This window comes from Stenotrophomonas sp. STEN083 (assembly GCF_056759195.1).
In genome coordinates this window covers 165,574-179,999 of record NZ_JBRRCU010000001.1, presented here as the reverse complement: position 1 = coordinate 179,999, position 14,426 = coordinate 165,574, and the positions used below count along the sequence as shown (strand labels likewise).

At 62.0% G+C, this 14,426-nt stretch carries 11 protein-coding genes; 5 read left to right on the top strand and 6 right to left on the bottom strand.

Annotation, left to right across the window (positions count from 1 at the left end):
• Positions 1-35: 35 nt before the first annotated feature.
• The 4 genes from ACVOK8_RS00790 to ACVOK8_RS00775 are packed head-to-tail and all read right to left on the bottom strand — an operon-like array spanning position 36 to position 6,847.
• On the bottom strand, positions 36-773 hold the full coding sequence (locus ACVOK8_RS00790; protein ID WP_481565131.1) for a M15 family metallopeptidase: 738 nt from the start codon (positions 771-773) through the stop codon (positions 36-38).
• The gene (locus tag ACVOK8_RS00785; protein ID WP_481565130.1) at positions 727-2,280 is read right to left on the bottom strand and encodes a serine hydrolase domain-containing protein; all 1,554 of its coding nucleotides are present in this window, start codon (positions 2,278-2,280) and stop codon (positions 727-729) included. Before ACVOK8_RS00785 ends, ACVOK8_RS00790 begins: the two co-directional genes overlap by 47 nt.
• Positions 2,281-2,340: 60 nt before the next feature.
• On the bottom strand, positions 2,341-5,364 hold the full coding sequence (locus ACVOK8_RS00780; protein WP_481565129.1) for a TonB-dependent receptor: 3,024 nt from the start codon (positions 5,362-5,364) through the stop codon (positions 2,341-2,343).
• Between the two features lie 58 nt (positions 5,365-5,422).
• Positions 5,423-6,847: a transglutaminase-like domain-containing protein gene (locus tag ACVOK8_RS00775; RefSeq protein ID WP_481565148.1), complete on the bottom strand. Its 1,425-nt coding sequence runs from the start codon at positions 6,845-6,847 to the stop codon at positions 5,423-5,425.
• A gap of 204 nt (positions 6,848-7,051) precedes the next feature.
• Between ACVOK8_RS00775 and ACVOK8_RS00770 the strand changes: the two genes are divergently transcribed.
• On the top strand, positions 7,052-8,506 hold the full coding sequence (locus ACVOK8_RS00770) for a C40 family peptidase (RefSeq protein WP_481565128.1): 1,455 nt from the start codon (positions 7,052-7,054) through the stop codon (positions 8,504-8,506).
• Positions 8,503-9,600: a dipeptide epimerase gene (locus ACVOK8_RS00765; protein ID WP_282270746.1), complete on the top strand. Its 1,098-nt coding sequence runs from the start codon at positions 8,503-8,505 to the stop codon at positions 9,598-9,600. Before ACVOK8_RS00770 ends, ACVOK8_RS00765 begins: the two co-directional genes overlap by 4 nt.
• A 1,028-nt stretch (positions 9,601-10,628) precedes the next feature.
• Here ACVOK8_RS00765 and ACVOK8_RS00760 read toward each other — a convergent pair.
• A complete protein-coding gene (locus ACVOK8_RS00760; protein ID WP_481565127.1) occupies positions 10,629-10,847 on the bottom strand; it encodes a hypothetical protein in 219 nt (72 codons plus the stop codon).
• A gap of 6 nt (positions 10,848-10,853) precedes the next feature.
• Between ACVOK8_RS00760 and ACVOK8_RS00755 the strand changes: the two genes are divergently transcribed.
• Genes ACVOK8_RS00755 through ACVOK8_RS00745 form a run of 3 tightly spaced genes read left to right on the top strand, consistent with a single transcriptional unit; the run spans position 10,854 to position 13,847 of the window.
• Positions 10,854-11,702: a MurR/RpiR family transcriptional regulator gene (locus ACVOK8_RS00755; RefSeq protein ID WP_481565126.1), complete on the top strand. Its 849-nt coding sequence runs from the start codon at positions 10,854-10,856 to the stop codon at positions 11,700-11,702.
• Between the two features lie 17 nt (positions 11,703-11,719).
• The gene (locus ACVOK8_RS00750) at positions 11,720-12,502 is read left to right on the top strand and encodes a L,D-transpeptidase family protein (RefSeq protein ID WP_481565125.1); all 783 of its coding nucleotides are present in this window, start codon (positions 11,720-11,722) and stop codon (positions 12,500-12,502) included.
• Between the two features lie 52 nt (positions 12,503-12,554).
• Complete coding sequence (locus tag ACVOK8_RS00745; RefSeq protein WP_481565124.1) at positions 12,555-13,847, top strand: dicarboxylate/amino acid:cation symporter; 1,293 nt, start codon at positions 12,555-12,557, stop codon at positions 13,845-13,847.
• Positions 13,848-13,889: 42 nt separating this feature from the next.
• Here ACVOK8_RS00745 and yiaA read toward each other — a convergent pair whose 3' ends face one another.
• Positions 13,890-14,327: an inner membrane protein YiaA gene (yiaA, locus tag ACVOK8_RS00740; protein WP_481515933.1), complete on the bottom strand. Its 438-nt coding sequence runs from the start codon at positions 14,325-14,327 to the stop codon at positions 13,890-13,892.
• Positions 14,328-14,426: the final 99 nt, after the last annotated feature.

Below are 14,426 nucleotides of genomic sequence, written 5' to 3'. Positions count from 1 at the left end.
TTCAGGGAACCGCAGTCTAACCGCCCCTGCCCCGCTCAACGCACCGCGAAGTCGTAGGCCGTGGTGGGCGTGGGCTCGGGCTTGAAGGTGTAATGCCACCATTCCATTGGATAGTTGGCAAAGCCCTGCGCCTGCATCGCATCCAGCAGCAGCTGCCGGTTCTGCTTCTGCAACGCGCTGATATCGGGGTTGGCGGTATGCGCCAGCACATCGAAGCGATCGAATCCGGTGCCCATGTCCAAGGCGGTGCAAGGCATGCTGCGGCAATCCAGCACGCCCAGATCGACCGTAGCCGCCCGGCTGTGACCGGACGTTTCGGCGATATAGCCATCGAGCAGGCGGCTCTTGTCGATGTTGGGGTAATAGCGTTGCTTGGCGATCTGATCCTTGCCGTCGTGCACCCAGGCGACGAACGAGGTCACCGAATGCACCGGCCGGTAGCAGTCAAACACCTGCAGTCGATAGCCCTGCGCGCGCAGCCCGCGCTGCACGCGTGCCAAAGCCTGCGCTACCGGCTGCAGCAGATAGCAACGCGGTGCTTCATAGCCGGGGACGACGCGACCGGTGAAGTTGTCGGTGCCGGCGTAGCGGATATCCAGGGCGATATCCGGGGCCAGGGTGGTGACATCGACGATGCCTGCCTGTGCGGGCGTCTTTGCCGCCGATACCTGCACCTGCTGGGCAAGCGCGGTGAATGGCAACAGCGCCAGCAACAATGGCAGCGACTTAGCGGCAATCGCCACGGCGTTGGAATTCCAGATCGGGGTAGTCATAGCTGAAGTCGATATCCGGGTCGATGGCACGTAGATGCAGCAGTGGTTGTTGCGCGTCGCCGGAGAATTCCAGCCAAGCATCGGCATCTTCGCCCAATCCCTGCCATGACACATACCAGCGCTCGCCGGCACGCATTACTTGCCCGCTCATGCGCGGCGACTTGACCGAGGCGAACTGCAGCTTGCCATCACGCGGGCACAAGGACACCTCGCCAAACCACGGGTCCTGCCAGACGCCGGCTTTGTTGCCGAACTCGGCCAGCGTGGCCGGCCGCGCATCCGGCAATGCCGGGCGCACATGACCGGCCGAGCGCCGCTGCGCGGCCGCTTCGTCGATCAAGCCTGCGTAATGCAGCACATCATTGTTCGCGGCCGGTGCGGTGTAATGCTTGAGCATGGCCTGCATCAATGCGGTACGTGCGTCCTCGCCTTCGCCATTGATCAGGATCACCACACCGGTCTTGCGATCCGGCAGCAAGGCCAGCGAGGAATACATGCCGGACAAGGTGCCGGTGTGCGCGACCTTCCACTGCCCATCCATATCCGACAGACGCCAGCCATAGCCGTAGGCGTAGAAGTGCGTGTTGTCCCAGTCGCGCAGGCGCTGGCTGATCGGCATCGGCATATGCGCCGTCCACAGCGCACGCCGCTGGGTCGCGTCCAGCCAACCTGGGGCCTGTGCCGGGTCCAGCAGCACCTGCATCCAGCGCAGCATGTCATTGAGGCTGCAGCGTATTCCGCCAGCAGCCATCGACAGAAAATCGGTGACCTGTGCAGGATCGCGTTCGGCGGCGATATTGCGCTTGCCGTCACGATGATGCGGCTGGGCGATATTGCCCAGCGCCACCGGTGACCACGCGCCTACCTGGCAGCGCTGCATGCCCAGTGGCTGGAATATCTCCTCGCGTACCAACTGTGCGTATGGCTTGCCACCTGCAGCAGCGGCGACTTCGCCTGCCACCACATACATGAGGTTGTCGTAGGCATACTCGCTACGGAAGCTGCCAGTCGGCTTCAGATGGGCCAAGCCGGCAATGATGTCCCCGCGATCAAAGTTGTTCGGTTCGGGCCACAGCATCAGATCGCCCGCGCCGAGGCCGAGACCACTGTTGTGGATCAGCAGATCGCGCACCTGCATACTGCGCGTCACCCACGGGTCCTGCATGCGGAACTGCGGCAGATGCTTGGTGACGGGATCATCCCAGCGCAGCTTGCCGGCCTGCACCAGCCGCGCCAGCACCGCCGCGGTCATCGCCTTGGTGTTGGAGGCGATCTTGAACAGACTATCGTCGTTGATCGCTGCGCCATCGCCCGCTGCCAGCTCACCGCGGGTGATACGCCGGACCACCTTACCATCCTCGATCACCCCCACCGCTATTCCGGGCAGCTGATAGCGCTGCATCGCCTGGTCAACCAGGGCATCCATCCGCGCAGTATCGGCGTCTGCTGCAAACAGCGGGTTCGCCAGCAGCATGGCAATAGTGGCCAACAACAGTTTCAGTCGCATCGTCATCGTTCTCCACAAAAACGAACGGCCCGCCGAAGCGGGCCGTTCTCACACACTACATCAGAAGTTCCAGTTGACCATCAGCTGCGCATAACGCGGTGCCTGCCAACGGGTTCCGGTACCAAAGGTGTCACGCATGACACCCGGCTGGCCTTCGTAACGGGCAGCCACGTTGATCACTTCCTGGGTATTGATCAGGTTGTAGACCGACAGGCTGGCCTTCAGATCAATGCCTTCGACCGGCAACGTCCAGGTGACAGTTGCACCCAGGTTGTAGGTCCACGGCATGCGGCCGAAGTCACCGCGCGGCGAGTATCGATACTCGCGATCCTGCCAGGGCACGGTCGCGCAGTTCGGGGTAATGCACAACCAACCGGTACCACCACCGCTGCCAGTGCTGGTGTAGCTGGCGATCGCGCCGTTTTCATCAGGCCAGGTAACGCCGAACGCAGTGATCGGACCACCGGAAAGAGCGGTGAAGGTGCTGCCGAACGACCACATCTCATTGAGCTTGTAGCTGGCGCGAAGCTTGATCTGGTGACGGTGGTCGTTGAACAGATCACCGTAGCGCTGATTGTTGGCGGGGTGATCCCAGTGCTGGACCATGCCGGTGTCGGCGTAGTTGGTATCCGAGTTGACCGGACCTTCGTGATTGCCCGACGACTTGGACCACAGGTAGGACGCGTTGAACGCCCACTTGTCGTCCCATGCGCGATCGACCTGTACCTCGATCGACTTGTAGGTGCGCTTGGGCTTGGAGTAACCGATTATCTTTTCGCTGCCGGCCATGATGTAGCCCTCCTTCGAGGTATCGATCGTGACCCAGCCATCTTCCGCACAACCCATCGCCTTGGTGCCCCACAGGGTCAGCTTGTCACCCGGGTTGGCGATCGGCCACAAGTTGCCATGGCGCTTGCCGCACAGCGCGTTGATGCGCATGTCATCCATGGCATTGGGCATGCGCCGGTAGGTACCGGTGACACCCCAGGACCATGCCTGGTTGATCATGCTCTGGAAGCCGAGGATCGCTTCGTCCTGATAGACCGCATCCAGGTCACGGTCAACGCTCTGCCGAAGATCCTGCACGACGATATTCTGTGACTGGTCAACCGGACCGATCTGCGAGCCGATGATTGGCGCCATGTACGGTGCACCAGTAACCGGATTGGTTTCCTGGCGCCAGCCATCCAGCGCGTAGTAGGTGTACTCGTCGAGCAGACCACCGGCGAAGTTATAGCTCAGGATGCTCGGGATCGGCATGTAGTAGCGGCCGAGGTTACCGAACAACTTGGTGCTGCCATCACCCTTCATATCCCACGAGAAGCCAAGACGCGGCGAGAGCAGGTTGTCCTGCTTGGTGAAGGTGGTCCCCACCGTGGTCATGTTCTCGAAGTTGTCCATGCGCACGCCAAGATTCAGCATCAGCTGCGGAGTGACACTCCAGTTGTCTTCCAGGTAGAAGGCGCTGGCCTTGATGTCGAACACACCGCCATCGGCACGTTCACGCGCGCGAAGAATGGCATTCACGCCGGTGGGAACCACCGCGCCGTTATCTAGCAGATTTCCCGGCTGTGTGCCGTATGCGGTGTAGTACTTACGAGTGGGCCCCGGGTACTTCGTCTTGCGATCGGTGGTCATCAACTCATGATCCCAACCGAACCGCAGCTGGTGATTGCCGAGAACCCACTCGAAGTCCAGTCGCTTGGCAATACGCTCGTCTTCATGGTCCACGACCGTGCCACCCGGGTGGCAGCCGAGCACCGGGCTGCCCATCGCACGATAAGTCGCGCCATAACTAGCATTTTCGTAAGTAACGTAATCGCACTGCGTATCCGCCGGCGAGCGGTTGTAGCTGCTGCTGCGATTGATGCCGTACATCGCCTTGGCGGTGAAGTTGTCACCGAAATGGCCGGTATAGGTCACCGAACCGCTGGTGCCACCACTGGATGCGGTGGACTGGCTCGGTGCACCGCTGCCGATGCTCGCGCTGGCGAAGTTGTAGGTGTATATCTCAGAATCAGTATCGCCCTTGTCAGAGAACGCCATCAGCTCCAGCAGGTGATTGTCATTGATGTTCCAATCCAGCTTGGTACCCCAGAAGCCGTTGTTCGACTCGGTCTTGGTCAAGCCACTTCCTGCGGAGTTGGTTGTGCTCGAGTTGTCGTCCCGCTGCTCATACATGGCAAACAGGAACAGCTTGTCCTTGACCAGCGGACCGGAAGCCCAGCCGTTGGTCTTGAGGAAACTACTGGTATTCTGGCTGGAGCGGACATTGGTCCTGCCATCCTTGTAGTAATGATCGTCGGCTTTCGAACGGAATGCAGACGGCTCGAAGGTGACCGATACGCCACCCTTGAGTTCATTGCTGCCCGAGCGGCTGACCGCATTGATCACGCCGCCGGTGGAACGACCGAACTCAGCCGAATAGCCGCCGGTCTTGATCTGGAATTCTTCGAAGAATGCGAAAGGCGCACTCGAGAAGCTCTGTCGCTTGTAGAAATCGGTGACGTTCAAACCATTGATGAAGATCGAGTTCTCGGCCACCGAAGAGCCACCGAACGAGACACCACCAAACGATGAATTACCCGCGATCACACCCGGCGCCAGCATTGCAACCGAGGACAGATCCTGCGGCACCGGCATACGCGCCAGATCCTCGCGATTGATATTGAACGAGGACTCCGTGGAGTACACGTCCACGCGATTGACGATCTTCGAGCCGACTACCTGCACCGAGTCCAGGTTGACCGCATTGCCCGCGCCGCCCCCCAGGTTGACGTTGGTGGTGCCGCCCAGCGACACGTTGACCGCCACCGGTTCCTTGTCGACTTCTCCGGCACGCTTCACCTGCAGACTGTAGTCGCCCACCGGCAGCTGGCTCAGACGGTAGGAACCATCGCTGCCAACGGTAACGCTGCGGGTCAAACCCGTTGCTTTATTGACGACGGTGATCTGGTCACCGGAGCTTGCGCGACCAGCAATTGCACCATTCGCACTCTGCGCCATCACGCTCGGCGCCATCACGCCAAGACAGGCACTCAATGCGACGGTCAGCGTCGCCCTTTTCAACATTTTCCTGTTCATCCCCTGCTCTCTCCTGCAGATGTACATTGATAAGTAAGACAACGGTTACGACGTTCTATTACTTGGGCTCCGGCGCCAGAACCTGCGACTGGAAGTCGTATTGCCACTGGTTGAAGTAAAGGTTCCCCCCTTCCCACTCAACCTCACCTCGTTGCAGATCAACGGTCTCCGAGCGGAAGTGCTGCTTGGCAGGCACGAACGCGCGTGAGTAGTCATCGTTGAACGCGATGCGGTAGGCATCCAGCCCGCCGAAATAGAAATTGCGCTGTTCGGGCTGGTCGCTGTCCAGTGCGCCCGTGCTTACATCCATCGGTACCCAGCCGTAGGGCGCAAGATAGAGCGCGCCCCAATCGTGCAGGTTGTTGTAGCCGACCTCGTTGTCCGAATACACCATGCCCGACTGCCAGCGCGCCGGGATGCCGTTCATGCGCAGCAGCGAGATCAGCAGCAGGGTCTGCTGGCCACAATCGGCATGACCTGCATGCAGCGCGTAGTCGGAAATATTGCTGATCGTCGAATACTCGCGGGCACCGCCCCACGGAATCGCATCCACCGCATCGAACAGCTTCTTGGCGACGCGGTAGGGATTGGTTTCATTGCCCACCGCCTTGCGCGAGAACTCACGCATGGCCGGGGTGAACACCACATGCGGCGCCCGCTCGGCCAGATAGGGCTGCAGCTCCGGGTCTCGCGGTGTTGGCAGCACCTTGTCGGGATCGATGATGAAGCGACGCGCCGAGATGGTGAGTTCGTAGCTGACCGAAAATTCGGTGGGCGTGCCAGCCACGGCCTTGCGTTCGAGGTAGGCGGTACGCTGCAGCGTGTCTTCGGGTGCGATCTGCGCGCCCTGCGGCGCGCTGGACAGCCATTGGATGTTCTCCTGCTGGCCAGGTATTGAACGCGGATACGGCAGCCAGGCGCGCACCGTCTTCCCGGCCGGCACCGCATCGGCGTCGACCTTGATGGACTGGGTGATACGCACCCGACGCGGGCTGATGCTGGTCTGGCCGCTCTGCTCCGATGCCTTGATCACCTCGATATGGTGCGAGCCCAGCCGTTCGTACGGGCCGGGCCGGGAAACGCGCTTGTCGGCCGGCCGCCGATTGGAGGCCTCGGCACTGAACAGGAACAGGTTGTTCGGTGCGCGCTTGAACCAGCGACGCTGGCCGTCGATGTCCAGGTGCTCGATCAGGCCGGCGTCATCCCAGGCCTTGAATTCTTCATCACGCAGATCCGGTACCGACCTGCGCACGGCGGCCTTGGCCTGCGCTTCGTCCAAGGTGAAATCCAAGCGGATGCGGCGCATGCGTTCCTGCTGGAACAGGTAGGCGGCACGGCTGTCGGCATCGGTGCCGGATGCTGCCAAGGCCTTGTCGATTTCGGCCTGCGCGCCAGCGAAATCGCCACGGTCCACACGCGCCGTCAACTCGGGCAGCGCCGTCGATGGCGCCTCACCGGCATAGGCAATCCAGGCCACGCTCATGCACAGGGCAGAGGCGAGGACCGTGCGGGCGAACGGGACGCGGGCAAAGCGGGCAGAATCGGCGTTTGATGCCACGGCAACACTTCCACGTGCAGGGTGGTTAACGTTGTGTAACACGCACCCGATAGCCGGTCAATAATTTATTCTTGCTTTCGACGGCGAAAGGAATAAATATTCCTGAGCATCAACGAGGGGAGCTTCCCAATGCTTGCTTTGCCGCCGCTGTCCCAGCGCCGACGCCTTGCCCCGCTAGCGCGGGCTTTGATCCTTGCCACGGCGCTGTGCGCCGGGCCGGTTTTTGCGCTGTCGCGGGTGCCTGCGGCAGCGGTTACGCCCTCTTACGCCGGCATCATCGGCCTGGAAGAAGCCCTGCTGACGCCGCAGCCGTGGATCAGCAGGCTGCCCAACGCCGACGCCGTGATCCTGGACCGCGCCGCCATCGAGGCGCAGAACGCGCGCATGCGCCAGCTCGATGCCTCCATCATCGACCTGCACACGCTGCCCGCGCTACTGCCACAAGTATTGGTCCGTGAGCAGATCAACGGCATCTCCAAGGCGCCGACCCGCACCCTGTACGACGTACACGGCAAGCAGGTCACACCGGCCCAATTGCAGGCAGTGACCGCCAACCTCGGCCTGGATGCGATTCCCGCCACCCGCCCGATCCAGTACGGGCTGGTCGTGCACCGCGCCGCGCTGCGCGCCTTCCCCACTGAGCTGCGCGTATTCAGCAGCCAGGGCGATACAGATATCGACCGCTTCCAGGAGTCGGCGCTGTTCCCCGGCGACGCGGTGGCGGTGCTGCATGAAAGCGCCGACGGCAAGTGGGTGTTCGTCGCCAGCGAGCGCTATGCGGCGTGGATGGAGAAGCGCTTCGTCGGCGTTGGCAGCGCCGAACAGGTCTTCGGTTACGGCGCCAAGGGCCCGTACCGGGTGATCACTGCTGGCAAGGCCTTCACCGCACACACCCCGGAAGAGCCGCGCGTCTCCGACCTGCAGCTTGAAATGGGCGTGCGCGTGCCGGTGCTGGCCGACTGGCCAGTGATGGACCCGGTCAACGGCCAGCAGGCACATGGCGGCCATGTGATCCAACTGCCGGTGCGCAACGACGACGGCAGCCTTGCACTGGTGCCGGCCCTGCTGCCGCGCACGCAGGAATCGGCCAGCGACTACCTGCCACTTACCCAGGCCAACCTGATCACCCAGGCCTTCAAGTTCCTCGGCGAACGCTATGGCTGGGGCCACTCCTATGACACCCGCGATTGCAGCGGTTTTGTCTCGGAGATCTACCGCAGCTTCGGCGTGCTGCTGCCGCGCAATACCAGCGCGCAGGCAATCAGCCCGGCCTTGAACCGCGTGCCCTTCACCGACAAGGACAGCAAGGCCAAGCGCAGTGATGCGATCGCCAAACTGCAGGTCGGCGACCTGATCTACATCCCCGGCCACGTGATGATGATGCTCGGTGAAGCCAATGGCATGACCTGGGTGATCCACGATACTTCCGGTGGCAGCTGGTTCGACGCCAGCGGCAAGCGCGTGCATGCCAGCCTCAACGGCGTATCGGTGACCCCGCTGCAGCCGATGATGGCCAGCGACACCGCCAGCTACATCGACCGCATGACCAACATCCAGCGCATCCGCCTGCAAGACACCAAATGAAGATCACCGATATCGAACTTGGCATGCTCCGCGTGCCGCTGAAAACCCCGTTCAAGACCGCGTTGCGCACCGTGGAAACGGTGGAAGACATTGTGGTGATGGTGCGCACCGACACCGGCAACACCGGTTACGGCGAGGCGCCGGCTACTGCGGTGATCACCGGCGATACGCACGGCTCGATCATCGAGGCCATCAACACCTTCATCAAGCCGCGCCTGATCGGCGAGGACATCAGCAACCTCAACCGCATCTGCGGGCTGATCCAGACCTCGCTGGAGCGCAATACCAGCGCCAAGGCGGCAGTGGAAATCGCCATCTACGATCTGTGGGCGCAGCTGCACAAGGCACCGCTGTACCAGATGCTAGGCGGCGGCGACCCGGTGATCACCACCGACATCACCATCAGCGTCGATTACATCGACAAGATGGTGGCCGATTCACTGTCGGCGGTGGAGCGCGGCTTCGAGTCGTTGAAGATCAAGGTAGGCAAGGACATCGGCCTGGACATCGAGCGGGTCAAGGCCATCCACGCCGCCGTCGAAGGCCGCGCCCTGCTGCGTCTGGATGCCAACCAGGGCTGGACCGCCAAGCAGGCGGTGTATGCGATGAATGTGCTGGAGAACGCAGGCGTCGTGCTGGAGCTGCTGGAGCAGCCGGTGAAGGCAGCCGATATCGCCGGCATGAAGTACGTCACCGAGCGCGTCAACACGCCGGTGATGGCCGACGAAAGTGTATTCAGCCCGCACCAGGTCTTCGACCTTATCCAACAGGGTGCAGCCGACATCATCAACATCAAACTGATGAAGACCGGCGGCATTTCCAACGCGATCAAGATTGCCGACATTGCCTCCTTGTACGGCGTGCCATGCATGATCGGCTGCATGCTGGAATCCAGCATCAGCGTGGCTGCGGCGGTGCATCTGGGCGTGGCCAAGTCCGGCGCGATCAGCAAGGTGGATCTGGATGGGCCATCGCTGAGCCAGTTCAATCCGGTGGTAGGCGGCGTGATCTTCAACGAATCGGAGATCAGCATCACCGATGCGCCGGGTCTTGGCATCATCGAGGTACGCGGGCTGGAGATGATCAAGCCGTGATCACGCAGGCGGCAACCGGTCTCTCCTCGGTTGCCGCCGCTGTGGTCGCGCATGCGCAAACAACAGCACCGGCAAAGCCCGGTGCTGTTTTGCTTTGGAAAAATCTTTCCCGCGACCTCACGCGACACGACACCATCATTCTCACGCAGCAAGAAACCGTCATTCCCGCGAAAGCGGGAATCGCTCTGGCATCTGCTTCTGTTCCAGCCCCCTCCCTTGCGCGCAGCGCAGGGGAGGGTTGGGGAGGGGTAGCTTCGGCTTCGGCTTCGGCTCCGGCTTCTGCTGTTGCTGTTGCTCCAGCTCTTGCTCCACCGGGTCCCCTTCCGCAGCGACGCAGCCGACGGACAAGACCCCGCAGGGGCGGCGTGCATGGATGCACGTCGTTTTTCGACGAGACAGGGACGTCTCGTCGAAAAATCCTGGCGGCGGAGTGGACCCGCGGCGCGCAGCGTCGTGGGCGCGGAGGCAGGGTGTGCTTGACCAGCCATTCGGCTGTTGAAAAGGCGCCTCTTTGGGCCACGTTTCTTTGCACAAGCAAAGAAAGGTGTGCTCGCGCCCCGAAGGGGAGCGAAAGCTCTGGCTCTGGCTCTGGCTCTGGCCTTGGCCTTTGCTTCAGCTTTCGCTTCGAGTTTCAGGTAAAGGCAAAAGCCAGAGCAAAGGCTTTCTCTCCCCTACGGGGAGCGAGTTACTTTTCTTTGCTTGTGCAAAGAAAAGCTAACCAAAAGAAAGCACACCCTGCCTACGCGCCTTCCGCGCTGCGCGCTCCAGGTTCACTCCGCTGGCAGGATTTTTCGACGATACATCCCTGTATCGTCGAAAAACGACGCACATCCTTGTGCGTCGCCCCGTTCGGGGTCTTGTCTGCCAGCTCCGTCGCTGCGGAAGGGGACCCGGTGGAGCACGAACAACGGCAGGAGCCGGAGCAACTGCAACTGCAGAAGCTACCCCTCCCCAACCCTCCCCTGCACTACGTGCAAGGGAGGGGGCTGGAGCAAAGACACGGGCACAGGCGAAAGCCCAAAGCGCCCTCACCCCAACCCCTCTCCCGCTTCGCAGGAGAGGGGCTCTGGAGCAACAGCCAAAGCAACAGCCAAAGCCAAAGCAACAACCAAAGCCAAAGCCAAAGCAGCAGCCAGAGCCAGAGCCAGAACAAAATCAAAACCGGCCCCTGCGCTTCGCCCAAGGATGACGGCGACGCTCCTCTTTTCAGCGCAATCCCTTAAAGTCTTCAGCAGATAAATACCCATACGCCCATGCCACCTCTGGTAAAGATCCGCTCCGAACGCGAACAGATGTCGGCCATCGAACGGCGCATCGCCGACTTCATCCTCGACAACGCACACCTGCTGCGCGACTACTCCTCGCAGCAGCTGGCCAATGCCTTGGATATCAGCCAGTCCAGCGTGGTCAAGTTCAGCCAGAAACTCGGCTTCAAAGGCTATCCAGACTTGAAATACTCGGTGGGCGCCGCCGTCGCCGCTGCCGGCAACGGCGAAAGCACCAACTGGCCGCCAGAGGACCAACCCGGCGGCTACCTGCTGGTTGCAGAAACCCTGCGCCGTGCCAAAGCCGCTGCCGAAGAAGAGACCATGGCCGCCAACCCGCAGGCCGACGTCGAAGCCGTCATTGCCCTGATCGATACCGCTCCAAAGGTCTTCATCTATGGACTCGGCGACGATGGCCTGTACGCGCGCGAATTTGCGATGCGCCTGTCACTGCTGGGCATCCTCACCGTGCAGCAGGCAGATCCCATCCTGATGACTGCCAACCTCTCTGCCGCCCGCACCGGTGACGTGCTGCTGGTGTTCTCCGAGTTCGGCAAGCTGCCGCAGCTGTGGCAACTATCACGGCAGTTCCAGGAGGTCGGTGGCAAGGTCGTGTCGATCACCCGCCATACCGCCAATCCACTACGCGCGCACGCAGATGCCTCGTTGGCCATCTGTGCGCATGACCCGCAACCGCCAATCGCGCAGCTCCTCTATCGCAGTTCACTGCAATACCTGCTGGATTTCGTGTTCGTGCTGCTGTGCCAGACCAATCCTGATCGGCAACGGCAACTGGCATTGAACCAGGAACGCATCCAGCACCTGATCGACATCTGACCGCAGGAGCCGTCGCCATGCTCACCTTGTTCCAACGCAACTTCCGACACCTGCTGGGCTGCGTGTTGATGATCACCGCACCGGCAAGTATCGCTGCTCCGCTCGCCACACCAATGAGCGAAGCCCGCCAGCTGATCGTGGTCACTGCACCTACGTGGGACGCCACCAACGCTCATCTGCAGGCCTTTGAACGCACCGACAGTGGCTGGAAAGCACACGATGCCGGCTTCGATGTCAGCCTCGGCCGCAGTGGCAGCGCCTGGGGCATAGGCGTGCATCCACAACAGAAGGATGGGCCGCAGAAGCAGGAAGGCGACGGCCGCAGCCCGGCCGGCATCTTCAACATCGGCCCGGCGTTCGGCTATGCCGAACACATCACCAGCGCCATGCCCTACCAGCCGATGCTGGCCAGCAGTTATTGCATGGATGTACCGGCCTCGCCGCTGTACAACCAGATCGTCGATGCAGCCAAGGTCGGCGAAGCTGCAGTCAAAGGTTCCACCGAGGCCATGCGCCTGGACCTGCACAACAACGGCGACCGTCGTTACCGCGAAGGCTTCGTCATCGAGCACAACCCCGCTGCAGTGCCTGGCCAGGGCAGCTGCATCTTCGCCCACCTGTGGCGCAAGCCCGGCGAGGCGACCGCCGGCTGCACCGCAATGGAGCCGGAGCGCATGTCGGCCTTGCTGGAATGGCTGTCGCCCGATGCCAAGCCGCTGTTCGTATTGCTGCCCGAAGCCGAGTACCGCCGCCTGCAGCACAATTGGGATTTACCCGCACTTTCAGCAACTACTCGTTGAGCATTTGTCCGGTTCCGGGCATCTTCCCTTCCTTTAGCCAAGCCTTCTCTTCATGACCGACAGCGCACCCGCAAAATCTTCCAAGGTCTCCGCACCCGTCAAGGTGCTGATCGCGCTGGTGCTGGCCGCCATCATCGGGCTGGCGCTGACTGCCTATGACCAGGCGCTCGCATTGAAGATCGCCGACGTGCTGCGACCAATCGGCCGGCTCTGGCTCAATGCGCTGCAGATGACGGTGGTACCGCTGGTGACCGCGTTGGTCATCGTAGGCGTCAACACCGCCAGCAATGCGGCGGCATCCGGGCGCACGGCGCGCAATGCGATCATCGTGTTCCTGATCCTGCTGGTCGGCTCGGCCGCGTTCTCCGCGGTCATCACCCCGTTTCTGCTGGATCTGCTGCCGCGCGATGCCGACAACATCCAGGCCTTCCGCGATGCACTGCGTTCGCCGACCGCCGCAGCCACGCCGCTCAGCGCCGCACAGTGGATCAGTTCGCTGATTCCCAACAATGCGCTGGCAGCGGCCGCATCCAGCGCGATGCTGCCGCTGGTGGCCTTCGCCATGTTCTTCGGCTTTGCGCTGAGCCGGCAGGAACCAGAGCGCCGCGACCGCATCCTGGACATCATCCGCATCATCGCCGACACCATGATCACCATCGTGCGCTGGGTACTGTGGGCGGCACCTGTGGGCGTGTTCGCACTGGTATTCGTGGTCTGCGCCGAAGTCGGCATGAGCATCCTCGGCGTGCTGGGCTACTACATCGTGCTGATGTGCGTGATCTACATCCTGATCACCCTGCTGCTGTACGTGGTTGCGCGCTTCGCCGCGGGCGAGCCGTTTGGCCGCTTTGCCAGCGCGCTGGTGCCGGTACAGGTGATTGCCGGTAGCACGCAGTCCTCGCTGGCCTCGTTGCCGGCAATGATCGACAGCGCGCGCAACCGCCTTGGCTACCCGGCGGCATTGACCTCGCTGGTGCTGCCGATGGCGGTATCGCTGTTCCGCATCACCAGCCCGGCGCAGTACATCGCCGTGGCCAGCTTCATCGCCTGGCTGTACGGCATCGACGTGCGTGCCTCGCAATATGCGGTCGCGGTGCTGCTGGCGGCGGCGATCAGCATGGGCTCGACCGGCCTGCCCGGCCAGGCCAACTTCATGACCAACAACATGCCGATCACTCAGAGCCTGGGCCTACCGGTGGAACCGCTGGGTGTGCTGTTGGCGGTGGACACCATTCCCGATGTGTTCTGCACTATCGGCAATGCCACTGGCGGCGTCACCGCCACCGGTATCGTTGCCCGGCATACGGCACAGCACCCGGAGCAGGACCAGATCAGCGACAGCTGATTGCCTGCAGCCACTCCCGCCATCGGCGGGAGTGGCTTTCAATCATTCCTGCGGCGGCAACGGCGGCGTGCCGTAAGCGGCGTCGGCCGCCATCACGTCGCGGGTGTTCTTCTGCACGGCGACGGCGCCGAACAGCGACAGTGCGAACGACATGCCGTAGAAACCCTTCTCGCTGAGCAGCAGGGTCGCATTCCACAGGCCGACCAGCAGCAGCAACAACGCACACAGCAGCGCGAACCAGCACAGGCTGTAGTACAGATTGCTTACCGGAATGCCCTCCAGCCGGTCGCGCACACTCTTCTGCAGCGAAACCGCCGAGAACAGGCCGAACAGCAGCAAGGTCAGGTAATACCCCTTCTCGTTGAGCAGCATCTCGGCGTTGAACAGGCCGACCAGATACGCCACCGCCCCAAGCAACAATGCCGTCCATGCGGACGCGATGAACGCGGCAGAGGGGCGATAGATCTGTTGTTTCGTCATGAAAACTCCTTTTTTGTGGCTGCAGGGGCCCAGTTCCACGGGCGCTCGGCCGTTACGGTAAGCGATTCCGTGCGCAAGTCCCATCCCTTGATGGGACAG